General features: G+C 71.4%; 27 protein-coding genes. 10 read left to right on the top strand and 17 right to left on the bottom strand.

Annotated features, from left to right (window positions below):
* The first annotated feature begins 21 nt into the window (after window positions 1–21).
* Entirely contained in the window at window positions 22–768 is a 747-nt protein-coding gene (locus LCN96_RS11065) for an SDR family oxidoreductase (protein WP_225272505.1), read from the top strand.
* Here the strand turns inward: LCN96_RS11065 and LCN96_RS11060 are convergent, their stop codons facing one another.
* The 3 genes from LCN96_RS11060 to LCN96_RS11050 all read right to left on the bottom strand — a co-directional run bounded on the left by LCN96_RS11060 (window position 769) and on the right by LCN96_RS11050 (window position 2,298).
* Window positions 769–1,563 (bottom strand): ATP-grasp domain-containing protein, encoded by a 795-nt coding sequence (locus tag LCN96_RS11060; RefSeq protein WP_225272504.1) that lies wholly within the window; start codon window positions 1,561–1,563, stop codon window positions 769–771. It lies immediately after the preceding gene.
* Window positions 1,564–1,711: 148 nt separating this feature from the next.
* Entirely contained in the window at window positions 1,712–1,969 is a 258-nt protein-coding gene (locus tag LCN96_RS11055; protein WP_225272503.1) for a hypothetical protein, read from the bottom strand.
* A gap of 41 nt (window positions 1,970–2,010) precedes the next feature.
* Window positions 2,011–2,298, bottom strand: coding sequence for a hypothetical protein (locus tag LCN96_RS11050; RefSeq protein ID WP_225272502.1), 288 nt, complete (start codon window positions 2,296–2,298; stop codon window positions 2,011–2,013).
* A 212-nt stretch (window positions 2,299–2,510) separates the two neighbouring features.
* On the opposite strand from LCN96_RS11050, the gene LCN96_RS11045 reads away from it, so the two are divergent.
* Window positions 2,511–3,164: an NIPSNAP family protein gene (locus LCN96_RS11045; RefSeq protein WP_225272501.1), complete on the top strand. Its 654-nt coding sequence runs from the start codon at window positions 2,511–2,513 to the stop codon at window positions 3,162–3,164.
* A gap of 28 nt (window positions 3,165–3,192) precedes the next feature.
* On the opposite strand, the gene LCN96_RS11040 is transcribed toward LCN96_RS11045, so the two are convergent.
* Complete coding sequence (locus tag LCN96_RS11040; protein ID WP_225272500.1) at window positions 3,193–3,945, bottom strand: SDR family oxidoreductase; 753 nt, start codon at window positions 3,943–3,945, stop codon at window positions 3,193–3,195.
* 37 nt (window positions 3,946–3,982) lie between these two features.
* On the opposite strand from LCN96_RS11040, the gene LCN96_RS11035 reads away from it, so the two are divergent.
* Genes LCN96_RS11035 through LCN96_RS11020 form a run of 4 tightly spaced genes read left to right on the top strand, consistent with a single transcriptional unit; the run spans window position 3,983 to window position 7,221 of the window.
* The gene (locus LCN96_RS11035; RefSeq protein WP_225272499.1) at window positions 3,983–4,711 is read left to right on the top strand and encodes an enoyl-CoA hydratase family protein; all 729 of its coding nucleotides are present in this window, start codon (window positions 3,983–3,985) and stop codon (window positions 4,709–4,711) included.
* Window positions 4,708–5,481, top strand: coding sequence for a CoA transferase subunit A (locus LCN96_RS11030; protein ID WP_225272498.1), 774 nt, complete (start codon window positions 4,708–4,710; stop codon window positions 5,479–5,481). The genes LCN96_RS11035 and LCN96_RS11030 overlap by 4 nt, the downstream gene beginning before the upstream one ends.
* Complete coding sequence (locus tag LCN96_RS11025) at window positions 5,468–6,190, top strand: CoA-transferase subunit beta (RefSeq protein ID WP_225272497.1); 723 nt, start codon at window positions 5,468–5,470, stop codon at window positions 6,188–6,190. Before LCN96_RS11030 ends, LCN96_RS11025 begins: the two co-directional genes overlap by 14 nt.
* On the top strand, window positions 6,187–7,221 hold the full coding sequence (locus LCN96_RS11020) for an NAD(P)H-dependent flavin oxidoreductase (protein ID WP_225272496.1): 1,035 nt from the start codon (window positions 6,187–6,189) through the stop codon (window positions 7,219–7,221). Before LCN96_RS11025 ends, LCN96_RS11020 begins: the two co-directional genes overlap by 4 nt.
* Here the strand turns inward: LCN96_RS11020 and LCN96_RS11015 are convergent.
* From LCN96_RS11015 to LCN96_RS11000, 4 genes are read right to left on the bottom strand one after another with little or no spacing between them, the layout of a single operon-like run.
* Window positions 7,208–7,879: a pentapeptide repeat-containing protein gene (locus tag LCN96_RS11015; protein ID WP_225272495.1), complete on the bottom strand. Its 672-nt coding sequence runs from the start codon at window positions 7,877–7,879 to the stop codon at window positions 7,208–7,210. The two genes, LCN96_RS11020 and LCN96_RS11015, sit on opposite strands and share 14 nt — an antisense overlap.
* A 3-nt stretch (window positions 7,880–7,882) precedes the next feature.
* On the bottom strand, window positions 7,883–9,361 hold the full coding sequence (locus LCN96_RS11010) for a glycoside hydrolase family 3 protein (protein WP_225272494.1): 1,479 nt from the start codon (window positions 9,359–9,361) through the stop codon (window positions 7,883–7,885).
* Between the two features lie 26 nt (window positions 9,362–9,387).
* A complete protein-coding gene (locus tag LCN96_RS11005) occupies window positions 9,388–10,752 on the bottom strand; it encodes an alkaline phosphatase D family protein (protein ID WP_225272493.1) in 1,365 nt (454 codons plus the stop codon).
* A 4-nt stretch (window positions 10,753–10,756) separates the two neighbouring features.
* The gene (locus LCN96_RS11000) at window positions 10,757–11,920 is read right to left on the bottom strand and encodes an acetyl-CoA C-acetyltransferase (protein WP_225272492.1); all 1,164 of its coding nucleotides are present in this window, start codon (window positions 11,918–11,920) and stop codon (window positions 10,757–10,759) included.
* A gap of 97 nt (window positions 11,921–12,017) precedes the next feature.
* Here LCN96_RS11000 and LCN96_RS10995 point away from each other — a divergent pair, with 97 nt between their 5' ends.
* Window positions 12,018–12,683: a TetR/AcrR family transcriptional regulator gene (locus tag LCN96_RS10995; protein ID WP_225272491.1), complete on the top strand. Its 666-nt coding sequence runs from the start codon at window positions 12,018–12,020 to the stop codon at window positions 12,681–12,683.
* Window positions 12,680–13,360 (top strand): DNA alkylation repair protein, encoded by a 681-nt coding sequence (locus LCN96_RS10990; protein WP_225272490.1) that lies wholly within the window; start codon window positions 12,680–12,682, stop codon window positions 13,358–13,360. Before LCN96_RS10995 ends, LCN96_RS10990 begins: the two co-directional genes overlap by 4 nt.
* Window positions 13,361–13,364: 4 nt before the next feature.
* Here LCN96_RS10990 and LCN96_RS10985 read toward each other — a convergent pair whose 3' ends face one another.
* Window positions 13,365–14,204, bottom strand: a complete 840-nt coding sequence (locus LCN96_RS10985; protein ID WP_225275959.1) for a LysR family transcriptional regulator — start codon at window positions 14,202–14,204, stop codon at window positions 13,365–13,367.
* 84 nt (window positions 14,205–14,288) lie between these two features.
* Here LCN96_RS10985 and metE point away from each other — a divergent pair, with 84 nt between their 5' ends.
* Window positions 14,289–16,496 carry a 5-methyltetrahydropteroyltriglutamate--homocysteine S-methyltransferase gene (gene metE, locus LCN96_RS10980; RefSeq protein ID WP_225272489.1) on the top strand — a complete coding sequence of 736 codons (2,208 nt, stop codon included), beginning with the start codon at window positions 14,289–14,291 and terminating at the stop codon, window positions 16,494–16,496.
* Between the two features lie 38 nt (window positions 16,497–16,534).
* Here metE and LCN96_RS10975 read toward each other — a convergent pair whose 3' ends face one another.
* Entirely contained in the window at window positions 16,535–16,990 is a 456-nt protein-coding gene (locus LCN96_RS10975; RefSeq protein WP_225272488.1) for a MarR family winged helix-turn-helix transcriptional regulator, read from the bottom strand.
* 97 nt (window positions 16,991–17,087) lie between these two features.
* On the opposite strand from LCN96_RS10975, the gene LCN96_RS10970 reads away from it, so the two are divergent.
* Window positions 17,088–17,540, top strand: a complete 453-nt coding sequence (locus LCN96_RS10970) for a nuclear transport factor 2 family protein (RefSeq protein ID WP_225272487.1) — start codon at window positions 17,088–17,090, stop codon at window positions 17,538–17,540.
* An 11-nt stretch (window positions 17,541–17,551) separates the two neighbouring features.
* Here LCN96_RS10970 and LCN96_RS10965 read toward each other — a convergent pair whose 3' ends face one another.
* The 7 genes from LCN96_RS10965 to LCN96_RS10935 all read right to left on the bottom strand — a co-directional run bounded on the left by LCN96_RS10965 (window position 17,552) and on the right by LCN96_RS10935 (window position 24,199).
* Complete coding sequence (locus LCN96_RS10965) at window positions 17,552–18,106, bottom strand: GNAT family N-acetyltransferase (protein ID WP_225272486.1); 555 nt, start codon at window positions 18,104–18,106, stop codon at window positions 17,552–17,554.
* A gap of 221 nt (window positions 18,107–18,327) precedes the next feature.
* Window positions 18,328–19,182 (bottom strand): phosphotransferase family protein, encoded by an 855-nt coding sequence (locus LCN96_RS10960; protein ID WP_225272485.1) that lies wholly within the window; start codon window positions 19,180–19,182, stop codon window positions 18,328–18,330.
* Window positions 19,183–19,325: 143 nt separating this feature from the next.
* Complete coding sequence (locus tag LCN96_RS10955) at window positions 19,326–20,249, bottom strand: carbohydrate ABC transporter permease (RefSeq protein ID WP_225272484.1); 924 nt, start codon at window positions 20,247–20,249, stop codon at window positions 19,326–19,328.
* A gap of 3 nt (window positions 20,250–20,252) precedes the next feature.
* Window positions 20,253–21,164 (bottom strand): carbohydrate ABC transporter permease, encoded by a 912-nt coding sequence (locus LCN96_RS10950; RefSeq protein WP_225272483.1) that lies wholly within the window; start codon window positions 21,162–21,164, stop codon window positions 20,253–20,255.
* Window positions 21,164–22,576, bottom strand: coding sequence for an N-acetylglucosamine/diacetylchitobiose ABC transporter substrate-binding protein (gene ngcE / locus LCN96_RS10945; protein WP_225272482.1), 1,413 nt, complete (start codon window positions 22,574–22,576; stop codon window positions 21,164–21,166). Before ngcE ends, LCN96_RS10950 begins: the two co-directional genes overlap by 1 nt.
* Before the next feature lie 19 nt (window positions 22,577–22,595).
* Window positions 22,596–23,330 carry a sugar isomerase domain-containing protein gene (locus tag LCN96_RS10940; protein ID WP_225272481.1) on the bottom strand — a complete coding sequence of 245 codons (735 nt, stop codon included), beginning with the start codon at window positions 23,328–23,330 and terminating at the stop codon, window positions 22,596–22,598.
* Window positions 23,327–24,199: a MurR/RpiR family transcriptional regulator gene (locus LCN96_RS10935; RefSeq protein ID WP_225272480.1), complete on the bottom strand. Its 873-nt coding sequence runs from the start codon at window positions 24,197–24,199 to the stop codon at window positions 23,327–23,329. The genes LCN96_RS10940 and LCN96_RS10935 overlap by 4 nt, the downstream gene beginning before the upstream one ends.
* Between the last annotated feature and the right edge of the window lie 8 nt (window positions 24,200–24,207).

The raw sequence follows: 24,207 nt of genomic DNA, 5'->3' as shown, positions 1-24,207 counted from the left end.
GGTATGGCATGCTCCCAGAACATGACTCTGTTCTCAGTGGAAGGCAAGACCGTCGTCGTCACGGGCGGGTCGCGCGGCATCGGGCGCATGATCGCCGCCGGGTTCGTGGAGGCGGGGGCGACCGTCTACATCTCCGCCCGCAAGACGGCCGAGGTCGAGAAGACGGCCGCCGAGCTGGGCTGCTTCGCCGTCCCCGCCGACCTGTCGACGCCCGAGGGGCTGGAGCGGCTGGTGTCGGCGGTGGACGGCCCCGTGCACGTGCTGGTGAACAACGCGGGCGCGACCTGGGGCGCACCGCTGGAGGAATATCCGGAGCACGCCTTCGACAAGCTCTGGAACATCAACGTCAAGGGCGTCTTCTACCTGACCCAGCGGTTCCTGCCCCGGCTGAGGGAGGCGGCGAGCGCCGACGACCCGGCCCGGGTGATCAACGTGGGCTCGATCGACGGCATCAGGGTGCCCGCCCTGGAGAGCTTCGCCTACTCCTCGACGAAGTCCGCCGTGCACATGCTGACCCGCCATCTGGCCAAGCGCCTGGCCAAGGAGCACATCACGGTCAACGCCATCGCCCCCGGGCCCTTCGAGTCGAAGATGATGGCCTTCGCGCTCGACGACCCCGACACCCGCGAGGTCATCGCCTCCGGCGTGCCGCTCGGCCGCATCGGCAGGCCCGAGGACATGGCGGGCGCCGCGATCTACCTGTCGTCGCGGGCGGGGGCGTACCTCACCGGCACGGTCATCCCGGTGGACGGCGGGATCTCCTGCTGATCAGAGCAGCTCGCGCAGCGCCGTGGCGAAGCGGGCCGCCGCGTGCTGCTCGTAGCGCAGGAAGAGGTACGGCTCGGTCAGCTCCGCCTCGATGACGGCGGGCGTGCCGTCGGGCAGCCGGACCAGGTCGATCCTGGCGTAGAGAAGGCCATGGGGAATGGCGGTGAGCACCTTCTCGGCGAGTTCGACCTGGTCCGGGGCTGGGGTGCGGAGCTCGGCCCGCGCGTTGTCGGCGGACGTCGCCCCGGCGGCGAGCATCGCGCTGCGGCGGACGGCGTGGCTGAGCCGGCCGTTGAAGTACAGCAGCGAGGTCTCGCCCTCCGACTCGACCATGTCGAGGTACGGCTGCACCATCGGCGTGCGCCCCGTGGCCTCCAGCTCCGCCGCCAGGCGCGCGGCCTCGGCGCGGTCGGCGGTCCTGGTGGTGTCGCGGGCGCCGCCCGAGACGGACGGCTTGACGACGTACTCCGGCCAGTCGGGCAGCTCCCGCGACGACCAGTGGGTGGGCACGATCGGCACGCCCAGGTCGCGCAGGTAGGTCTTGTCGGTGTTGGACTCGAGCACGGCGTAGGGGTTCAGCAGCTTCGTGACGGCCGCCACGCTCCGCGCCCACCCGAGGAACTCCTCCCGCCTGAGGATGTAGTCCCAGACGGAGCGGACCACCACGGCGTCGTACGCGCTCCAGTCGACGGCCGCGTCGTCCCAGCGCTCGATGCGGCCCTCGATGCCCGCCTCCCGCCAGGCGGCCAGCGTCAGGTCACGCTCGTCGTCCGTCTCGAAATCCGCAAAAGTCACATAAGCACAGATAGCCACGCAGCGATATTAATGTGGCGCGAGCCGGGCCATTTCGGACCCGGCTCGCACGCGTCAGGGGCGCGCCGCGAACCGGCGATCAACGGCGGCGCGCGCCCGCGCGGTCAGCCTGCCCGGTCAGCCGGCCCGGTCAGTCGTGCACGTCGTCGACGACCACGTCGCTGCCGTTGGTGCCCGTCACCGAGTTGGCGTTGACGTTGTTGACCCCGGTCGCGCCGTGGCCGTTGACGTTGGCGTTGACGACGTTGCCGAAGTTGTTGCCCGACTGGGTGGAGTCGCGGTTGTCGCTGGAGTTGCCGGCGTTGGTGTCGGCGTACGCGGGGGCCGACAGCAGGGTCACGCCGGCCGCGGCGGCGATGAGGCCGGTCATGCAGAGCTTCTTCATCATGTCGATGTCCTTTCCGAATGCTGTGCTCGGGCGTCAGCCGGTCAGTCGAAGATGTACGTCACCGCGATGCCGCCGTTGGTGGCGGTCGTGGCGAAGCCGTTGACGTTGTTGACGTTGGTCGAGCGACCCTCGCCGTGGTTGCCGGCGAGGACGTCACCGAAGTTGTTGCCCGACTGGGACGAGTCGTCGTTGTCACTCCGGTTGGCGGACCAGGTGCCACCGGTCAGGGGACCGGCCCAGTCGTCATCAGCGTGAGCGGGAACCGCAAGTAGTGCGCCACCGGCCACTGCCGCCAGCACGACCGCGACGGCGCACGCCTTTCTGATCACTTCTGCTCCTTCGCCTCTGGGGAAGCCCTGCGGGCGGCGGCGGCCGGGCCCTGACGCACCACCGCTCCCTTTGGGTCTTCCTTGACCTCAAGGATCAAGGTCAGTGCGAGCATATAGCTTTGCGTGGTCAATTGGTAGCAGTGAGTAGTCAGAACATAGTTCGGGCCTTACCCTGACACGGGGTGTCAGTGACCGGGCCCTACCGTTCCCGCATGATCCACGAACTGCGGCGCTACGCCATGCGGCCCGGGCGGCGGGACACCCTGATCTCGTTGTTCGAGCGGGAGTTCATCGAGGCGCAGGAGGCCACAGGCATGCGCGTCACCGGCAGCTTCCGCGAGGTCGGCGAGCCGGACACCTTCCCGTGGCTGCGTTCCTTCCCCGACATGGGCACCAGGAAGGCCGCCCTGGAGTCCTTCTATGGCGGCCCCGTCTGGCAGGCCAACCGCGACGCCGCCAACGCCACCATGCTCGACTCCGACGACGTGCTGCTGCTGCGTCCGGCGGGGCCCGAGTTCCCCTCCCGGGAACGTCCGCCGGTCGGGGCACCCATCCCGTCGTCACTCTACGTAGTCACCACCTATCACGTGGACGGGGACGACTTCGCCCAGCTCTTCCACCGTGAGGCGGTGCCCGCACTGGCGGACGCCGGGGTGGTGCCGGTCGCCTGCCTGGAGACCGAGCACGCGGAGAACACGTTTCCGCGACTGCCTGTGAGGGCGGGTGTGCAGGTGTTCGTCTGGTTCGCCAGGTTCGAGACGCCGGAGGAGGAGCGGGAGGTGGACCTGACGATGCTGGAGCGGCGCTTCACCGCGCCTCCCGAGCGGTTGCGCCTGCGACCCACCAGCCGGTCGACTCTGCGCTGACGGGCGACTGAGCCGGGCAGGCCGGTGTTCAGACCAGGTGCCGCCAGGCGGGGACCTCGCCGCCGCCGTCCACGCGCACCTCGGCGCCGGTCACGTAGCCGGGGGCGGCCAGCCACAGGCAGGCCCTGGCCACGTCGTCGGGCGTGGCCATCCGGCCCGCCGGGATGGCCCGGCCGTCCAGGTCGGAACGGCCGCCGTAGTGGTCGGCGGCGTCCGGGGTGGCGGCCAGGCCCACGACGACCGTGTTGACCCGGACGAGCGGCGCCCACTCGGCGGCCAGGCAGCGGGCCAGGTGGTGCAGGCCGGCCTTGGCGGCCCCGTACGCGGACGTGCCGGGAGAGGGCCGGGCGCCGCTCGCGCTGCCGATCATCACCACCGCCCCGCCGGACGCGGCGAGCAGCGGATACGCGCGCTGCGCGACCAGCAGCGGCGCCGTCAGGTTGAGCTCGATGACGCGGGAGTGCAGGCGCGGCGAGGTGCCGTCCACCGGGGCGGGCGGCGAGCCGCCGGCGTTGTTGACCACCACGTCGAGCCGGTCGAGCCCGCCGATCAGCCGCTCGATCTGATCCGGGTCACGCACGTCGGCCCGCACGAACCGGATCGGCCCGTCGCCATCCGGATCGCGCGCGGACCGGTGCCCGGGGTGCTCGGGAGCGGTGCGGGCGCAGACGGTGACCTCCGCGCCCACCGCGCGGAAGGCCGCGGCGATGCCCGCGCCGATCCCCCTCGTGCCACCCGTCACCAGGACGGACCTGCCCGTGTAGTCGTAAGTCACGGTCACGGGTGCTACCGTACCAAGCAAGCGTTAGGGAGGTACATTGGGCATCTCACTGCGGGCCGGGCCGATCGCCGAAGTGATCGTGGATGTGCCGCCGGTGAACGCGCTGCCGGTGCGGGGCTGGGAGGAGCTGGCCAGGACGGTGCGGGCGGCCGGCGACGACCCGGCGACCAGGGTGGTCGTGCTGCGGGCCGAAGGGCGCGGTTTCAACGCCGGGGTGGACATCAAGGAGATGCGAGACAGCGAGGGCTTCACCGCCCTCGTCGGCGCGAACCGGGCGTGTTACGCGGCCTTCGCCGCCGTCTACGAGTGCGCGGTCCCCGTGATCGCCGCCGTGCACGGCTTCTGCCTGGGCGGCGGCATCGGGCTGGCGGGCAACGCCGACATCGTGGTGGCCGCCGAGGACGCCTACTTCGGGCTGCCCGAGGTGGACAGGGGCGCGCTGGGCGCGGCCACGCACCTGGCCAGGCTGGTGCCGCGGCACCTGGTCCGGGCCATGGTCTACACGTGCAGGAACGTCACCGCCCAAGAGCTGCACGCGTTCGGCTCGGTGCTGGAGGTGGTGCCGCGCGACAAGCTGCGGGAGGCGGCGCTGGGCGTGGCCGAGCAGATCGCGGCCAAGGACCCGTACGTGATCCGCCGCGCCAAGGAGTCGCTCAACGGCATCGACCCCGTGGACGTCAACCGCAGCTACCGCTTCGAGCAGGGCTTCACCTTCGAGCTGAACCTGATGGGCATCGGCGGCGAGCACCGGGAGCGGTTCGCATGACCAAGGTGATGACGGCCGCGCAGGTGGCCGCCACGGTGCGCAGCGGGATGACGGTCGGGATCGGCGGCTGGGGCTCGCGCCGCAAGCCCATGGCCCTGGTCCAGGCCCTCGCCGAGGCCCCGGCGGACGACCTCACCATCGTCTCCTACGGCGGCCCGGACGTCGGCGTGCTCTGCGCGGCGGGGAAGGTGCGCAGGGTCGTCGCCCCGTTCGTCACGCTCGACTCCATCCCTCTGGAGCCCCACTTCAGGCGGGCCAGGCAGGCGGGCGAGATCGAGTTCACCGAGTACGACGAGGGCATGTTCATGTTCGGGCTGCTGGCCGCGGCGCACCGGCTGCCGTTCCTGCCGACGCGGGCGGGGCTGGGCTCGGACGTGCTGCGGGTCAACCCGGAGCTGCGCACGGTGCGCTCGCCGTACGGGGACGGGGAGGAGCTGGTGGCGGTGCCCGCGCTGACCATGGACGTGGCTCTGGTGCACCTCAACCGGGCCGACGCCCGGGGCAACGCCCAGTACCTGGGCCCCGATCCGTACTTCGACGACCTCTACGCCAGGGCGGCCGGGCGCTGTTACGTCTCCTGCGAGCGGCTGGTGGACCCAGCGGAGCTGCTCAAGGAGGGGCCCGTGCAGTCGTTGCTGATCAGCCGCTCGATGGTGGCGGGCGTGGTGGAGGCGCCGGGAGGGGCCGGGTTCACCTCGTGCGAGCCGGACTACGGGCGGGACGAGGCGGCGCAGCGCGAGTACGTGGAGGACGCGCGTGAGCAGGGCTGACGTCTGTGTGGTGGCGTGCGCGGAGGCGTTCAGGGGCGACGGGGAGATCCTGGCGGCCGGAATCGGCGGGGCGATCACGGTGCTGGCGGCGCGGCTGGCGCGGCTGACGTTCGAGCCCGAGCTGCTCACGCACGACGGGACCTGCCTGCTCACCGGCGACGTGCCCGCGCTCGGTCAGGCGCCCGAGGTGGTGGAGGGCTGGCTGCCGTTCCGCGAGCACCTGTGGCTGGTGCTGAACGGGCGGCGGCACGTCATGCTCGGTGCGAGCCAGATCGACCGCTACGGCAACACGAACATCTCCTGCATCGGCGACTGGACGCGGCCCAAGGCGCAGCTGCTCGGGGTGCGCGGGGCGCCGGGCAACACCCGGTGCGACCCGACGAGCTACTGGATCCCCCGGCACTCCAAGCGGGTGTTCGTCCCCGAGGTGGACCTGGTCAGCGGCATCGGGACGGATCGGGGGGCGTTCGAGCTGCGGCGGGTGGTGACGGATCTGGCCGTGCTGGACTTCGCGACGGCCGACGGGTCGATGCGGCTGGTGTCGGTGCATCCTGGGGTGAGCGTGGCCGACGTGGTCGCGGCGACGGGCTTCGAGTTGCACGACATTTGCGGAAATGTCGCCCAGACCCGGGAGCCCACCGACGAGGAGCTGCGCGTCCTCGACCGCCTCGACCCCGGCCGCCTGCGCGACCGGGAGGTGGCGGCGTGAGGACCGCGCTGACCTCGCTGGTCGGCTGCCGCCACCCGATCGTGCAGACCGGCATGGGGTACGTGGCGGGCGCCCGGCTCGCGGCGGCCACCTCGCAGGCGGGCGGGCTGGGCGTGATCGGCGCGGCCACCATGTCGGTCGCCGAGATGCGGGCGGCGATCCGCCGGGTCAAGGAGCGCACGGACGCCCCGTTCGGCGTGAACCTGCGGGCCGACGCCGACGACGCGGCCGAGCGGGTGGAGGTGCTGGTCGCCGAGGGCGTGCGGGTCGCCTCGTTCGCGCTGGCCCCGCGCAGGGAGCTGATCGCGCGGCTCAAGGACGCCGGGGTCGTGGTGATCCCGTCGGTGGGGGCGCGGCGGCACGCGGAGAAGGTCGCGGGGTGGGGCGCCGACGCGGTGATCGTGCAGGGCGGCGAGGGCGGCGGGCACACCGGGCCCGTGGCGACCACACTGCTGCTGCCGCAGGTGGTGGACGCGGTGGACATCCCGGTGATCGCGGCCGGCGGCTTCTTCGACGGCCGGGGGCTGGTGGCGGCGCTGGCGTACGGGGCGTGCGGGATCGCCATGGGCACCCGCTTCCTGCTGACCAGCGACTCGCCGGTGCCCGACGAGGTGAAGAAGTGCTACCTGGCGGCGCGCGAGACGGTGGTGACCAGGAACGTGGACGGGGTGCCGCACCGGGTGCTGAGCACGCCGTTCGTGGCCTCGCTGGAACGCGCGCGGCTGGTCAGGGCGGTGGTGAACGGCGCCAGGTTCAAGCGCCTGTCGGGCCTGTCGTGGCGCTCGATGCTGCGCGAGGGCCGGCGGATGCGGCGCGGGCGGGAGCTGACCTGGGCGCAGGTGCTCCAGGCGGCGAACACGCCGGTGCTGCTGCGGGCGGCCATGGTGGAGGGTCGGGTGGACCTGGGCGTGATGGCCTCGGGTCAGGTGGTGGGCGTGCTCGACGACCTGCCGTCGTGCCAGGAGCTGATCGAGCGCGTCATGGCGGAGGCCGCGACGGCCCTGGCCCGCCTGGGCGTCACAGGACCGTGATGCCGCGGGCGGCCAGGATGGCGTTGGCCTGCGCCTGGTTGATGACGGCGCCCGCGAACGCGCGCAGCTTGGCGTCGTCGGGCTCGCCCAGATCGGCCCCGCGCAGGTCGGCCTTGTGGAACTTGGTCTGCAGCAGCCGCGTGCCGATGAGGCGGCAGTCGCTCAGCGTGGCCTCGGTGAAGTCGCACCCCGACAGGTCGGCGTCGTCGAAGCGCACGCCCTCGATGTGCTCCTTGCGCAGCGAGCAGCCTCCGAGGTTGGCCAGCGTCAGGTTGGAGCGGCTGACCTTGAACCCGGTGCCGCGCGAGCCGGTCAGGGCCGCGCCGATCATGCGGCAGCCCTCGAACGAGACGTCGGTCAGCAGCGCCCCCGCGAACTGCGCCGACGACAGGTCCACGTCGGTGAAGACGGCGTCGATGAGGTCGGCGTCGTTGAACCTCGTGCGCATCCCGCCGCCGCCGGTGAACACCGCCCCGTCGAGGTCGGCCTTGCGGAAGTCGGTCTGCTCCAGCACGCACGACTCGAAGCGCGCGCCCGCCAGCGAGGCTCCCCACAGGTCGGTCTCGGTCAGGTCGCACTCGCGGAACACGTGCGTCTCCCCCGGCGGGAGCCGATCGCCCAGGGCCTTGCGGGACAGGTCCTCGCCGTCGAAGTTCACGGCCTAGAGCCTACCGGTCAGCACCTCCGCCGCCGCCCGGCCACAGACGCCCGCCGACCCGTACGTGGCGACGTGCACGGCGCCCAGGTCCGAACGGGCGGGCAGGCCCATCTCGACCACCACGGCGTCCGGGCGGGCGCTGAGCAGGTGCCGTAGCGCCTCGGACTGCCAGGCGTAGCGGTGCACGTCCCTGACCACCACGACGAGCGGCCGCCCGGCCGCCAGCCCGATCAGGCGCTCCAGCTCAGGCCCGGTGGCCTCGCCGGCGGACAGACGGGCGACCTCGGTGCCGGGCAGCAGGCCGGCGAGCGGCTCGCCGACGCCCCACGGGGTGTTCCTGTCGATCGCCAGGTTCATCACCGGCTTCAGCTCCACCACGTACGGCTGCCCCGCGATGGGCAGGACGGGCGCGGTGGAGCGCCGGGTGACGCGGATCGCCCGGCGGGCCGCGTCCAGGCCGATCCGGCCGTCGGCGGGCGCCGGGCTGCCCGAGGAGGCGGCCCATGCGGCCAGCTCGCGGACCCTTCGAGCGGCGTCGGCCAGGCGCTCCTCGGGCAGCAGTCCCTCGGTCACCGCCGCCGCGATCGCGTCGCGGATCCCGGCGGCGGTGGCCTCGTCGGCATGCTCGCCGCCGACGCAGATCGCGTCGGCGCCGGCGGCGATGGCGCGGGCGGAGGCACCCCCGATCCCGTACACCCCCGACACCGCGGCCATCTCGATGCCGTCAGTGATGATCAGCCCGTCGAACCCGAGCTCCTCGCGCAGCAGCCCGCTGAGCACCTTGGGGCTGAGCGTGGCGGGCCGCTCGGCGTCGTACGACGGCACGAGGAGGTGTCCTGTCATGATCACCTTGACCCCCTCCTCGATCACCTCCCGGAAAGGGAGCAACGCGTCCTCGATCCCGCTCTCGGCGACGACGGGCACGCCGTGGTGGGAGTCCACGGCGGTGTCCCCGTGCCCGGGGAAGTGCTTGGCGCTGGCGGCGACCCCGGCCGACTGGAGCCCGCGCACGAACGCCCTGGCGTGCCGGGCGACCAGCCACGGGTCGGCGCCGAACGCGCGCAGGCCGATCACCGGGTTGTCGGGGTTGGAGTTCACGTCGGCGGAGGGGGCGAAGTCCAGGTTGATGCCCGCCCTGGCCAGGTCGCCGCCGAGGTCCCTGGCCAGCGACTCGGTGAGCGCCACGTCGTCCACGACGCCGAGCGCGTACGCGCCGGGGCGGCTGCTGCCGGTCGCCACCTCCAGCCGGGTGACCTCGCCCGACTCCTCGTCGGTGCCGACCAGCACCGCCGGGTTCTCGGCACGCAGCGCGGCGGTGAGCGCGGCCACCTGGCCGGGGTCCGCGAGGTTGCGCGAGAACAGCGCGACGCCTGCCAGCCCGTCGCCGAGCCGGCGGCGCAGCCAGTCGGGCGGGGTGTGGCCGGGGAAACCGGGGAAGAGGACGGCGTCGGCAAGGCGAAGCAGGTCACCGCTCATGGGCATGACCCGAAATCTAATAGGAAAGTTTCCTATTTGCTAGAGGCATTTTCTGATGTCAGCCCGTTCCCCTTCGTGACGAACTCCCCCACCGTGCGCACCGGAGCCCCCCTGCGGTCCACGAAGTCCACCGCGCGGAACGCCACCCGCAGCTCCTCCGGACCGGCGGAGCACGACAGGTAGCCGCGCCGGTCGTCGAAGAAGCGCAGATGCGGGTTGGCCGCCAGCACGGCGGGCCCGTCGGTGTCCGGGGGCGCGCTGCTGATCGAGCTGCTCACGAACTCGACCCCGACCGTGGCCGAGGCGGGGTCCAGGAAGTCGGCCTTCAGCTCCCCCGCCCAGGCGTTGTGCACGTCCCCGCTGAACACGGCCAGCCCCGGCGCGTTGACCCCCAGGATGCGCCCGCGCTGCGCCGGATGACCGTCCCAGGAGTCGGGGCGCAGGTTCGGCGCGGGCCCCGGCACGAAACGGCGGGCGAAGAACAGCGGCTGCACCAGCACCCGCCACCGCACCGGGCTGGTGACCAGGCGGGACAGCAGCCACTGCTCCTGCGCGGCCCCGAGCATGGTGGTGGCGTCGCGGTACTGGCGCGCGTCGAGCACCATGAAGTCGGCGACCGTCCCGTACGTGCGCCTGCGGTACATCTGCAGGTTCCCGTCGTCGGGGCGCACCCTGATCGGCTGGTTCTCGTAGTACGCCTGGTACGCGGCCCCCCTGCGGCGCAGGAACGCCGCCGACCCGTCGCCCCGGCCCCGGTAGTTGTCGAGCACCTCGTGGTCGTCCCAGGTCGGCACCCACGGCGCGGCGGCGTGCGCGGCCTGGAGGTCGGGGTCGGTCTTGTAGCGGGCGTAACGCTGGCGGTACTCGTGCAACCGGCTCGTCTCACCCGGCAGCGGCCCCAGCGCGCGCACCACGCGGGCCGACTGGCGGGACTCGTAGATGTAGTCGCCCACGTGGAAGACGACGTCGGGCCGCTCCTCCGCGAGATGCCGGTAGGCGGTGTAGAAGCCGTGCTCGTAGCGCTGGCAACTGGCCACCGCGAACCGCACCGGCCGCGTCGAGTCGGCGGCGTCGGCTGTCCTGGTGCGGCCGACCGCGCTCTGCTGGCTGCCGGCCTTGAAGCGGTAGAAGTAGTCGGTGCCCGCCGCGAGGCCGGCGACCCTGACGTGCACGCTGTGCGCCCACACCGGCAGCGCCTGGGCCGTCCCCCGGCGCACGCCCCGGGTGAAGCGCTCGTCCTCGGCGAGCTGCCAGCTCACCTCGACCGCCCTGGGCGCCATGCCGCCGGGCCGCCGGGGGTCGGTGCCGAGGGGGTCGACGGCTAATCGGGTCCACAGCACCACGCCGTCGGGCAGCGGCTCGCCGGAGGCGATGCCGAGGGTGAACGGGTTCGCCATATCTTCATGGTGCGGGAGTCAGGCGCTCGATGACGGTGACGTTCGCCTGTCCTCCGCCCTCACACATCGTCTGCAGGCCGTACCTGCCGCCCGTGCGCTCCAGCTCGTGCAGCAGCTTGACGGCCAGCACGGCGCCGGTCGCGCCGAGCGGGTGGCCGAGCGCGATGGCGCCGCCGTTCGGGTTGACCCTGGCGGGGTTCGCGCCGGTCTCCTTGATCCAGGCCAGCACCACCGGGGCGAACGCCTCGTTGATCTCGATGGCGTCGAAGTCGCCGATGGACATGCCGGTCATGCCGAGCGCGTGCACGGTCGCGGGGATCGGGGCCGAGAGCATCATGATCGGGTCGTCGCCGCGTACCGACAGGTGGTGCACGCGGGCGCGCGGCGTCAGGCCGTGCTCGCGGACGGCCCTGGGCGAGGCGAGGAGCAGGGCGGCGGCGCCGTCGGAGATCTGGGAGGCCAGGGCGGCGGTCAGGGTGCCGCCGTCGGTGAGCGGCCTGAGCGCGGCCATCTTCTCGCGGGTGGTGTCCCTGCGCGGGCCCTCGTCGGTGGTGACGCCCTCGTAGGGGACGATCTCGCGGTGGAAGTGCCCGGCGTCGATGGCGTGCAGGGCCCTGCGGTGCGACTCGTACGCGTACGCCTCCATCTCCTCGCGGGAGATGCCCCATCGGGCGGCGATCAGCTCGGCCCCGGCGAACTGGGAGACCTCCTGCGTGCCGTACCGCTCCGTCCAGCCCTTGGAGCCCGAGAAGGGGCTGTCGTGGCCGAGCGGGCGGCCCGCGAGCATCGCCGCGGAGATGGGGATCATGCTCATGTTCTGCACGCCCCCGGCCACCACCAGGTCGTTCGTGCCGGACAGCACGGCCTGCGCGGCGAAGTGCAGCGCCTGCTGCGAGGAGCCGCACTGGCGGTCGATCGTCACGCCCGGCACCTCCTCCGGCAGCCCGGCGGCCAGCCAGCAGGTGCGGGCGACGTCCCCGGCCTGCGGGCCGATCGTGTCCACGCAGCCGAAGATCACGTCCTCGACGGCGGAGGGGTCGGCGTCGGCGCGGAACATCAGCTCCTTGAGCACGTGCGCGCCGAGGTCGGCGGGGTGGGCTCCGGCCAGGCCGCCGTTCCTGCGCCCGACGGGGGTGCGGACGGCTCCGACGATGTACGCCTCGCTCATCCACGCATCGTAGCAAGCGCTTGGTCTACACGGGAACGCCGTATGAGCTGGGCCAGTTAGGCGAACAAGCGATTGTCTCAGGGCCCATAATGGGAACGTGACCACGCGAAAGAACTCCGGCACGACCACCACCCCGGCGAAGCGCCAGCGCACGACCTCGGGAGCGGCGTCCGAGCGCCGCGACCACCTCGTCAAGCTCGCCGCGGAGCTCTTCGCGCGCAAGGGCTTCCAAGCCACGACAGTACGCGAGATCGCCGACGAGGCAGGCATCCTGTCCGGAAGTCTCTACCACCACTTCGACTCCAAGGAGACGATCGTCGACGAGGTGCTATCCACCTTCCTCGACGACCTCATCGCCCGCTACCGCGCCGCCGTCGACACCAGCTCCGACGCCCGCACGGTGCTGTCGGAGATGGTCCGCATCGGCTTCGGCACGCTGGAGCCGCACCGCGCCGCGATCACGGTGATGCAGAACGACTGGAACTACCTGCGCCAGTTCGAGCGCTTCAACTACCTCGTCAAGGCCGAGGACGAGGTCGAGCAGATCTGGGTGACGCAGATCAAGGCCGGGCAGGCGGCCGGGCTGTTCAGGTCCGACGTGGACCCGAAGCTGACCTACCGGATGATCCGCGACACGATCTGGGTCGCGGTCCGCTGGTTCCGCCCCGGCGGCAGGCTCAACACCACCGGCCTGGCCGAGCACTACATCACGGTGCTCTTCGACGGGCTCGCGACGGGCGAGCGCACCACCCAAAAGGGATGAGCCTCGGCAAGGCGGTGCGACTGGCACTGCAGGAGGCGGCCGAGCCGGGCAAGGCCGAGGCCATGCGGGCCTACATGAAGTCACCGATGCCGTTCCTGGGCGTGCAGGCCGTGCCCAGGCGCGCCGCGCTGCGCCGGGTCTTCGCCGAGCACCGGCTCGACAGCGCGCCGGAGTGGCGGCGGGCGGTGCTGACCCTGTGGCGGGAGGCGGAGTTCCGCGAGGAGCGGTACGCCGCCGTCGAGCTGTCCGGCTACCACCTCTACCGCGAGTACCAGACCCTCTACACGGTGCCCATGTACGAGGAGATGATCGTCTCCGGCGCCTGGTGGGACCTGGTGGACGAGCTCGCCACCCACCGCGTCGGCGGCCTGCTGACCACCTACCCCGACTCGATGCGCCCGCTCATGCTGGAGTGGGCGCACGACGCCGACCTGTGGAAGCGCCGCACGGCCATCCTCTGCCAGAACCGGTTCAGGTCGCGGACGGACACCGCCCTGCTCTACGCGTGCATCGAGCCGAGCCTGTCCGACAACGACTTCTTCGCGCGCAAGGCGATCGGGTGGGCCTTACGCGAATACGCCAAGACCAACCCGGCCGAGGTGATCCGCTACGTCAAGGCGAAGGGCATCTCCGGGCTCAGCCGGCGCGAGGCGCTGAAGAACCTCCCGCTCACCTAGTCGCTCATCTGGTCCACAGGGCGTCCTGGACGGCCTGCACCAGGGCCATCAGCTCAGGGGTGACCCGCTCCCGCGACCACGCCAGCGCGTACGTGATGCGCAGGTCCCCCGCCTCCAGCGGCACGAACCGCACGTCCTCCCGCCTGACGGTCCTGGCCAGGAGCTGCGGGATGGGCAGCAGCCCCGCGCCGGCCGCCACCAGGTCGAGGGCGGCGCCGAAGTCGTCGTCGGCCACCAGCCGGGAGCGGCCGGGCAGCCCCGGCCAGGGGCGGGTGCCCGGGGTGAGGAGCACCTGGCCGCCCAGCTCCTCCGCCGTCACCCGCGGGCGCGACTCCAGCCGGTGCCCCACGGGGACGGCCAGGTGATCGACCGTGACGTGGAACCTGGCCGCCGTGACGAACTGCGCGGGCGCCGGCGTGGCCAGGATCGCCGCCGAGACCTCGCCGTCCGCCAGCGCCCGCGCCGCCGCGCCGCGACCGGCCGCGCGCAGCTCCACCCCGATCGCCGGCGTACGGCTCGCCAGCCGTCTGACGATCCGCGCCGCCAGCGTGCCGACGAGGGATGGATAAGCCAGGTGAATGGTCGGCCGGGCCAGCCGGGCCGCCTCCCCCTCGAACGCCCGCACCGACTCGACCACCTGCTCCGCGTGCGACAGCAGCGCCTTGCCCTCGGCCGTGAGCCGCACCTCCCGGGCGGAACGCTCGAACAGCCTGGTGCCCGTGGCGCGTTCGAGGCGGGTGATGGCCTGGCTCATGGCGGGCTGGGACATCCCCAGGTCGGCGGCGGCAGCCGAGAAGCTGAGCCGTTCCGCCACCCTGGTGAAGCAGTGGATCTCCCTGAGCATAAGCAGCACCAATCCATCGTGCACCATCCCCGTGGGCGTCGGCAGGATGCCAGCGATCTGACCCACATCCAGGGAGCTGAAGTGATGTCGTCCTTCCCCACGTCCACCGTGCTCGGATACCCCCGCATCGGGCCGCGCCGGGAGCTGAAGCAGGCGCTGGAGTCGTACTGGAGCGGCCGCTCCACCCGCGCCGACCTCGACCGGGCGGGCGCCGAGCTGCGGGCGCGCACCTGGCGGCGGCTGGCCGAGCTCGGGCTCGACGGGCTGCCGTCGAACACGTTCTCGCTGTACGACCAGGTGCTGGACACGGCGGTGCTGCTCGGGGCGGTGCCCGCGCGCTATCGCGACGCCCCGGACCCCTACTTCGCGATGGCCAGGGGCACCGACGGGCTGGCACCGCTGCGGATGACCAAGTGGTTCGACACGAACTACCACTACCTCGTGCCCGAGATCGGCCCCGACACCGTGTTCAAGCTGGACGCCGGCAAGCCGCTGGGCGAGGTGCGGGAGGCGCGGGCGCTGGGGTTCGAGACGCGGCCGGTGGTCGTCGGGCCGGTGACGTTCCTGCTGCTGAGCTCGGCGCTGGAGCGGCTGGACGAGGTGCTCGGGTGCTACGAGGAGCTGCTGGCCGAGCTGGCGGCCGAGGGGGTCGCCTGGGTGCAGCTCGACGAGCCCGCCCTGGTGGGGGATCGCACGCCGGAGGAGCTGGCGGCGGTGCGGGCCGCCTACGAGCGGCTGGGAGCCGTGCGGGAGCGGCCCGGGCTCTTCGTGGCCTCCTACTTCGGCGATCTCGGGGAGTCGCTGCCGGTGCTGGCGGCGACGCCGGTGGAGGCCATCGGGATCGACCTCGTGCGGGGTGGCGTCCCTGGCGCCGATCTCACCGGTAAGACCGTGGTCGCGGGCGTGGTGTCCGGGCGGGACGTGTGGCGGACCTCCCCCGGGCGGGCGCTGGCCGCGCTGGCCGCCGTGCGTGCCTCGCGGGTGGTGGTGAGCACGTCGTGCTCGCTGCTGCACGTGCCCTACTCGCTGGCGGAGGAGACCGGGCTGGAGGCGGGGTTGCGGGGGCGGCTGGCGTTCGCGGAGGAGAAGGTGGCCGAGGTCGTCGCCCTGGCCGAGGCCCACCTCCGCACCCCGGCCCCCCGGCTCGGCCCTCCTTCTGGACACGGCGGCGGTGGGGTGCTGTACGAGGGCGACGAGGACGAGCCCTCCGTGCCGCTTCTGCCGGACCCGGACCCGGCCGCGGAGCGCTCCCCGTACCCCGTCCGCGCCGCCGCCCAAGCCGAGCACCTGCGGCTCCCCCCGCTGCCCACCACCACGATCGGCTCGTTTCCCCAGACCGGCGAGCTGCGCGCCGCCCGCGCCGCCGTCTCCTCCGGCACCCTGTCGCAGCCGGACTACGAGCGCCGGGTCGAGGCGGAGATCGAGCGGGTGATCAGGGCCCAGGAGCGGCTGGGGCTCGACGTCCTCGTCCACGGGGAACCGGAACGCAACGACATGGTGCAGTACTTCGCCGAACACCTCGACGGCTTCGCGGTCACCAGGAACGGCTGGGTGCAGTCGTACGGATCCCGCTGCACCCGGCCGCCGATCCTGCACGGCGACGTCAGCCGTCCCGCGCCGATCACGGTCCGGTGGGCCACGTACGCGCAGTCGCTCACGCCGAAGCCGGTCAAGGGCATGCTCACCGGCCCTGTCACGATCGTCGCCTGGTCGTTCGTCCGCAACGACCTGCCGCTGCGGGACGTCGTGTTCCAGGTGGCCGACGCGATCGGGCAGGAGGTGCGCGATCTGGAGGCGGCGGGAGTGTCGATCATCCAGGTGGACGAGCCCGCCCTGCGCGAGCTGCTCCCCCTGCGCCGGGCCGCCCAGGCCGACTACCTGAAGTGGGCGGTGGCGGCCTACCGGCGGGCCACGTCCGGAGCGGGCGACCGCACCCAGATCCACACGCACCTGTGCTATTCGGACGCCGACCAGATCCTCGCCGCCATCGACGGCCTGGACGCCGACGTCACCACCATCGAGTCGGCCCGTTCGGGCGCGCGGATCCTGGGGGCGGTGTCGGCGTTCGGGCGGGGGCTCGGGCCCGGGGTGTACGACATCCACTCGCCCCGGGTGCCGTCGGCCGACGAGGTGGAGGCGTTGCTGCGGCGGACGGTCGAGGCGCTGCCGGTGGAGCGGGTGTGGGTCAACCCGGACTGCGGGCTGAAGACGCGTACGTACGAGGAGGTCGAGGCGTCCCTGGCCAACGTGGTGACGGCGACCGGCCGCCTGCGCGCCACCCTCGACGCCTGACCTCCCGGCCCCGCGACACACGGCCGCCCGTGGGCGGCTCAGTGCGGCGCCGCGTGATGGTCGGCCACCCGGGTGAGCAGACTGATGAGCTGCTCGCGTTCAGCCACGTTCAAGGACGCGAGCAGCTCGTCCTGCGCCCCGGACAGCAGCCGGTCCAGCTCCTCAAGCTGCCGGCCACCCGCCGCCGTGACCGTGATGACGTTGCGCCGCCGATCGTCAGGATCGGGACTGCGCTCGACCAGCCCCCGCTCGGCCAGCTCGTTCACGGCCGCCACGATGTCGCTGCGGTCGATCCCGGTACGCCGCCCCAGCGCTGCCTGGCTGGCGGGCCCGAACTCCGCCAGCGCGGCCAGCAGCGAGTAGTGGTAGCGGCGCAACCCGGCCGCACCGAGCGCCTGGTCGACGAGCCGATTGGCCGACAGCGCGACCTGGTTGACCAGCCGGCTCGGCAGGGCACGCAGCCGCTGCGGAATCCGGTCCTGAGCTCTCTCCACCCGATCAAGCTACCAACACCATTGGCGCGCCCAACCATCACGAGGTATCGTTAGTCTCGTAAACATTGGCCAAGCCAACAAATCAACGGGAGCCGCGATGACCACCCCAGACGAGCGCACGGACGTCACCCAGCTCATCTACCGCCTCTACGCCTGCATGGACGAAGGCCGCTTCGCCGACCTGCACGCGCTCTTCTCGGACGCGATCAGCGTGCGCACCCCCGGCGGCCTCGCCACGGGCCGCGACGCCGTCGTGGCCCAGGCCACCCGCGGCCACTCGACCGGCGACCGCGTCCAGCACCTCGTCCACAACCCCATCGTGGAGGTGCACGGCGAGCACGCCACCGTGCGCGCGGACGTGATCGTGACCTTCACCCCCGACGACACGCCGGAGGGCCGCCCCGCCCCGGAGCCCCGCTACACGCTGAGCGAGCGCTTCCGCTACGAGGCGGTCCGCTCCCCCGAGGGCTGGCGTCTGTCACACGTCGACGGCGCCCCCGTCTGGGCCGTCGGCACCAGCCCGCGGGCCGCCACCCCTGCCGGACGGTAACCGCCCCCGCGTCAGGCGTACCGTTCGGTGTACTCCTCGACCGTCATCCCGAACAGGAACTCGTCGTCATAGCGGCCGTTGGCGTAGCGCCCCCTGCGCCGGCGGCCCTCCTCCACGAACCCGAGGCGCCGGTGCAGGGCCAGCGACGGGTCGTTGGAGCTGTAGACCCACGCCTCGGCCTTCTGGAAGCGCCGCTCGAAGAACATGTACCGCAGCAGCAGCACGATCGCCTCGCTGGCGTAACCCTTGCGGTGGTGCGGCGTCCCGACGAAGATCCCGTAGGCGAAGGTGCCGTGCACCCGCTCCACCGCGTGCGTGTTGATCGAGCCGATCGCCGCGTCGTCCTGCTTCGCGGCGATGATGAGGGAGAACTCGTCGAGGTCCCGCTCCTTCTCGGCGTTCTCGGCCGCCTCCTTCTTGGCGCGCGCGACCGACCTCGGCGGCTCCAGCCGCCAGCCGTTCCGCACGGCGTCGGAGTCCTCACCGAAGGCGTGGAACGCCTCCCAGTCCACCGGCTCCCAGCCCCGCAGCCGGACGCGCTCTCCCACCCAGACCGACGATGTCATGAGAGGGAGCCAAGCAGATCCATCGGGCGATCCGCGAACCCTTTTCCAGCCGCGGCGCCGCCATCGCCTCTCGGTGACACGTACGCCCCTGGCGGCCCGACCACCCCTCATTCAGCACAGGCCCGCCGCCTGCCCACGCGCCGGTACACCGAAGCGAGGACCACTCGGGGCGGGGTCCCCACGGCCGGCCACCTGCACGGGCAACGGGTGGGCGAGCGGGGTCAGGTGCCGAAGGTCCAGGTCAGGTGGGAGAGGGCGGCGTCGGCGTAGTGGCGGGGGCCGGTGCTCAGGCCGTACGCGAGGTCCTCGATCAACGCACACCTCGCATAGAAGAGAACCCGCTCCCGATCTTCACCTGTCACCGTGAACTCGTAATGCTCCAAGGTCAGCTCGAAGAGGCCGGGGCCGAGGTCGCGGTAGATGAGGGCGAAGTCGTGAGCAGGGTCGGTGATGGCCGCGTCCGTCCAGTCGATGATGCCGGTGATCGTGCCGGTGGACGGGTCCACCAGCACGTGTTCCGCGCCCAGGTCGTTGTGGCAGAAGCGTAGCGAGCGGGGCTCGTCCGGTGGGGTTTCGCGCAGGAAGCGCTCCACGAGCGGGCGCTGCGACTCCGGGACGTGTCGTTCCACGTCCCGGTAGTCGAGCTCGGCGTCCTGGAGGAGGGTGGGGGCCGGGTAGACGTCCAGCGGGGCGAGGTCGCGCATGGTGCCGGGGGCGGCGCCGTGGATGGCGCTGAGGAAGGTGCCCAGCGGCTCCGCGAGCCGTCGCGGGTCGAGGTCGTTCTTGAGGTGCTGGTTGAGGGGGGTGCCGGGGAGTTTGCGGTACGCGATCGTGCCGGTCTCGTCGTCGGCGAAGACGACTTCGGGGACCGGGAGCGGGGACAGCTCCCTGACAGCCGCCAGGCGGGCGACCTCCTGCCGATTGGCCTGGGGGTCCGCCACTCTGCTCCGCCGTACGAGCAGCTCGTCGTTGACCTCGTACACGAAGTTGTCGAGGCCGTGGCCGAGCCGGCTGACGGAGCGCACCCGGTAGTCGGGCAAGTGGCGGGCCAGCAACGCGCGGATGTCGCCAGTCACACTCCGCACCCTAAGCCGGTGAAGTCCGGCATGCGACCTATTTCAGCCCGCTGAAGGCAAGGTCCGGCATGCGACCCGTTGCAGCGCACCGACGGTGGAGCCCGGCGTGCGCCATTTCAACGCGCCCACGGTGATGGTGCGAGCTATTTCAGCGCTCCCGCAGTAAGACCGGACTGGATCTGGCGCTGGAAGACCGTGTAGACCACCAGCATCGGCAGGATGGCCAGGGTCAGGGCCGCGAACAGGGCCGCCCAGTCGGCGTCGTAGCCGGCCGCGGTGGAGATGTCGGCGATGCCCTGCGTGAGCACCCATTTCTCGCGATCCTGCAGCAGGATCAGCGGTTTCTGATACTGGTTCCACTGCCCCAGGATGTTGAAGATCGTGATGCTGATGATGCCCGGCTTGGCCATCGGCAGCATGATCTGGAAGAACACCCGGGTGTGCGAGGCGCCGTCGACCATCGCCGCCTCCGCGACCCCCGTGGGCAGCGTACGGAAGAAGGCCGACAGGAAGAAGATCGTGAACGGCATCGAGTACGCGATGTAGACCAGGATCGTCCCCGCGTACGTGTTCAGCCCGATGAACGGCCCGATCACCGGCACCGAGCCCATGTTCTGCACCACGAAGAACAGCGGGCTCAGCGCCAGGAAGAACGGGAAGGCCATGCCCGCGACGAACAGCATGTAGATCACGCGGTTGCCCCGGAAGGGGTAGCGCGCCAGCACGTACGCCGCCATCGAGCCGATCAGCATCGTGCCGAAGGTGCTGAACGAGACGATGATGACGCTGTTGAGCATGTACTGGCCGATGCGCGCCTGTTCCCAGGCCCGGGCGAAGTTGTCCCAGTGCAGCGTGGACGGCAGTGACCACGCGGCGCCGAAGATCTCGTCCTCGCTCTTGACCGAGGCCAGGAAGGTCCAGATGATCGGCACCATCACGAGGAGGGTCCAGATCGCCAGCGTGGCGTGCGTCAGCACACCCAGCGGACCGAGGCGCCGCTTGCGCTCCGCGCGGGCGGCGCTCCTCGACGGCGTCCCCACGGGCGCCACTGGGGTTGTCGTTGCCATCTTTCAGTACTCGATTCGTTCGCGCCGCGACAGGCGCAGCGAAAGGATCGCGAAGCCCACCGTGAAGAGGAACATCACCACGCCGAGGGCGGAGGCGTATCCGAAGCGGAAGTACCCGAAGGCGTTCCGGTAGATCTCGGCCGCCATGACCGTGGTCGACCAGTCGGGGCCGCCCTGCTGGAGGGTCATCACCCAGACGATCGCGAAGGCGTCCATGGCCAGGATGCCCAGGTAGACCCAGGCGACCTGCACGGTGTCCCACAGCAGCGGGAGCGTGATGCGGAAGAACAGGGTGAACCGGCTGGCCCCGTCGATCTGCGCGGCCTCGAACACGTCCCGGGGGATGCCCGCCAGGCCGGCCGAGAAGAGCACGACGTAGAAGCCGACGGCCTGCCAGACCAGGACGCCGAGCACCGACCAGAACGCGATGCCGGAGTTCGACAGGAATCCGACCGGTTCGATGCCCAGCGCCATCAGCGGCCCGTTCAGCATGCCGCTGCCGTCGGGCCTGAAGACCTGCTGGAACAGCACCGCCACGATCGTGACGGCCAGGACCTGCGGGAAGAAGAAGACCACCCGGTAGAAGGTGGACCCGCGGATCCCCGACACTCCCTTGTCGCCGCCCAGGTTCAGGAGATAGGCGAAGAACAGGGCGATGATGATCGTGATCGCCGGCAGCAGCACCAGGAGGCCGAGGTTGTGCGTGACGGCCTTCCAGAAGACGCTGTCGCCGAGCACCCGCTGGAAGTTGTCCAGGCCGATGAAGTTCGGCGTGGCGGTCACGCCGCGCCAGTCGGTCATCGCCATGTAGAACGCCTGGATGTTCGGCGAGATCACATAGATGACGTAGAGAATCACCGGGGCTGCCAGGAACGAGGCGATGAACAGCCCACGGCGATATCTGTTGAAGAGCATCAGCGCTGGTACTTCTTGATCGAGGAGTCGTTCTTGATCTCGTCGGCCTTCTTCTGCATGCGCTCGAGGTAGGCGTCGGGGGTCAGGCCGCCGGTCATCAGCTCGCCGGTGGCGGCCTTGGCCTCGTCGTTGAGGGGGCCGTACCAGGCGAAGGCGCGGTAGTAGACGGTGTTGGCGCCCGCCGCCGCGACCGCCGCCGAGGCACTGGTCACGCCGGACGAGATCGTCAGGCCCTCGCTGGCGCCCTTGACCACGGTGACGGTCTTGACCAGGGTGCTGAACTCGCCGGCCGCCTTCTTGGACAGCATGGCCCGCAGGTACTCCATGCCCGCCTGCGGGTGAGCGCTCTTGGCGGAGACCATGAACTCCTCGCCCGGCTGGGTGTGCAGCGTGCCGTACGGCATCGCGTCGGAGCCCGTGATGTCGGGGATGGGGAACATCGCGTAGTCGAAGCCCTCGGGGGTGGTCGACTTCTGCTCGTTCTCCAGCCAGGAGCCGCAGGGCAGCATGGCGACCTGGTACTTGTTCTGCGCGGTCTGCGTCTGCACGTGGTCGAGGCCGGCGGTGCCCTGGAGGAGGTACTTGGAGCCGATCTCGGCCATGTTCTCGGCCGCGGTCTTCATGGCCTCCTGCTTCCAGGCGCCGTCCTCGAGGTTGTCGATCTTGCGCAGCACGTCCTTGCCGCCGATCTTCGCGGCCATGGTGAGCAGCGGCTCGTAGGCGTACTGGGGGTGCTTGCCCGCGTAGGTGAAGGGCGCCATCTTGCCGGACTTCTTGATGGTCTCGCACAGGGCGAGGAACTCGTCCCAGGTCTTGGGGATCTCCCAGCCGTTGTCCTTGAAGACCTTCTGGGAGTACCAGATGCCGTGGATGTAGTTGACGTAGCCCACGACGCTGAACTTGCCGTCGTAGGTGCCGATCTCGATGACGGACGGGTCGATGGTGTCGCGCACCTTGACGTTGGGGTCGTCCCAGGAGGGCGCGTCGAGCAGCGGGCTCAGGTCCTGGAGCTGGCCGTCCTGGGCCAGGGCGCCGAAGTCCATCTTGTTGGCGCCGGAGTTGTCGATGACCTCGGGCGGGTTGCCGCCGGCGAAGCGCGGCTGGAGGACCTTCGTGATCTCCTTGGTCGAGTTGTGCTTGATCTCGACGCCGGCGTACTTGCTCTTGAACAGCGGCTGGTGGATGTCGGTGGCGTACTGCTGGCCGAAGCCGCCGTCGAAGATCCACACCTCCAGCGGCTTCTTGGCGTCCACGCCGAACGGGTTGGCGGCGCTGGTCGCGACCGGGACGGCGGAGCTCGTGGAAGCCGGCGGGGCCGCCGGGGTGGCGCAGGCGGCCAGTGCGCCCGCGACGGGCACGAGGGCGGCGCCGCGCAGGAGTTCGCGCCTGCTGATCTGGGGGGTGTGAGACATGGTGACTATTCCTGACCTTTCATTTTCCGCGTCTGATGCGCCCTGCGTAGCGGCTCTCCAGGGCCTTGTTGTGCTCGTCGCCGCCGGTCACGTTGACCGACAGGTAGATCGGCGGTGTCTCGCCGAGCGCGAGGAGCGCGTCCACCGCCTCGGTGACCACCAGTTGCGCCAGCAACGCTGAGGTGATGGTGGATACCGCACCGTAGCTGCCGCCGCCGGGCAGGTCGAGGATGGCGTCGCCGTACGGCGCGCCGTTGTCGAGCACGACGTCCGCCAGGTCGAGCAGCTTGCCGCCCGACGGGTGGCGGGAGGTCATGCGGGTGCTGTGCTCCACCGAGGTGATCGCGATCAGCGGGTGGCCGCGGTCCTTGACGATCCTGGCCAGCTCGACGACGGTGCCGTTCACGCCGGAGCTCGACACCAGCACGAACACGTCCTCGGGCGCGATCGGCGCCAGGTCGTAGATCTGCCGCGCCACGGCCGGGTCCCGCTCCAGCTCCGGGGTGAGCACGCTCGGCGGCTGCCCGCCGTACAGCACGAGGTCCCTGGGGCTGAGGCGGTTGCTCGGGACGAGGCCGCCCGCGCGCCCGGCGATCTCCATGGCGATGGCCTCGGAGTGGCCGGAGCCGAAAGCGTTTACGACACCGCCTGCCCTGATGGACGCGACGAGCAGCGCCGCCGCCCGGCTCACCGGCTCGGCCTGGCTCCGCGCGACCTGGTGGGCCAGGTCGAGGACCTTGGTTGCGTACGTCATGGGCTCCTCTCCACCCGATGGCTCTCGACTGCGCTGATCGTGCGCTCGAACGCCTCGTTCGTGCGTTCGTAGGTGCGCTGGGCCACCGCCACGTACACGGCGTCCAGCACGAACAGCTGCGAGTGCACGGCGGCCAGCCCGCCGAGCCTGAACGTGGTCTCCCTGCTGGCGGTGGTCAGCACCAGGTCGGCCAGCTCGGCCAGCGGCGAGCGGGCGAAGGAGGTGACGGCGACGGTGAGCGCGCCGTGGCTGCCGGCCTCGGCCAGCGTCTCCATGACCTCCCGCGTACGTCCGCGGTGGCTGATGCCGATGGCCACGTCGCCCGCCTTCAGCAGCGCCGCCTCCGACAGCGCCACGTGCGCGTCGCCCGCGCTCCAGCCGGAGATGCCGATCCGGCGCAGCCAGCCCTCCAGCATGTTGGCCACGATGCCGCTGGTGGAGACGCCGACCAGGAGCACGCGGGGGGCGGCCACGATGGCGTCGGCCACCCTGGCCAGCACGTCGAGGTCGAGGCCGGCGGCGGTGTCCTGGATGAGCCGGGTGTCGGCGGCGGCCATGACCTCGATCGCCGCGTCGAGCGGGTCGTCGGGGCCGATCTCGTGCCCGACGCCCGCGCCCCATCCGGCCTGCGCCGCCCGGCCGGTCTCGGTGGCCAGCGCCACGCGCAGCTCGGCGTACCCGGAGAACCCGAACGCCCGGCAGAACCGCGTCACGGTCGCGGGCGAGCTGCCCGCCCGCTCGGCCAGGGCGATGATGGTGGACCGGGCGGCCTCGGCCGGGTCACCGAGGATGACCTCGCCGACCCTGCGCAGGGCCTCCGGCAGGCCGGGTAGTTCCGTTTCGACGCGCGCGAGCGCTCCTGAAGTCACGAATATTC

The organism is Nonomuraea gerenzanensis (assembly GCF_020215645.1).
GTDB classification, from domain to species: domain Bacteria; phylum Actinomycetota; class Actinomycetes; order Streptosporangiales; family Streptosporangiaceae; genus Nonomuraea; species Nonomuraea gerenzanensis.
The sequence above is the reverse complement of the archived record's forward strand: the minus strand, read 5'-3'. Positions and strand labels throughout refer to the sequence as shown.